Consider the following 257-nt stretch of genomic DNA (forward strand, 5'->3'; position numbering starts at 1 on the left):
TTCTTGTAGGCATTCAGCACGCTGACCGGCCAGGCATCGCTGGAGAAGGCCAGCCAGGCTGTGCCATACCGGTCGGTGTCAATGTTCAGGAAGGCGGAAGGGATATCGTGGTTTTCATTCACGCACTTTTCGGGCAGCGACGCGGGTAGGCCGTCTGAAGGTTCGTAGGGATTGAAGCGTCGCAGGTGGCCCTGTTCGCTGACTTCGTAGGCCTGCCAGACCTGCTGGTCCAGCAGCACATACAGGTAACCCATGCG

1 protein-coding gene is annotated in these 257 nt (G+C 59.1%); it reads right to left on the reverse strand.

Going from position 1 to position 257, the window contains the following annotated elements; translation table 11 throughout:
• Positions 1-257: toxin VasX (locus tag SB765_RS31315; RefSeq protein WP_410932720.1), on the reverse strand; the 257-nt coding region annotated here is incomplete at both ends.

The organism is Pseudomonas sp. SIMBA_067 (genome assembly GCF_046534675.1).
Classification (GTDB): Bacteria; Pseudomonadota; Gammaproteobacteria; order Pseudomonadales; family Pseudomonadaceae; genus Aquipseudomonas; species Aquipseudomonas putida.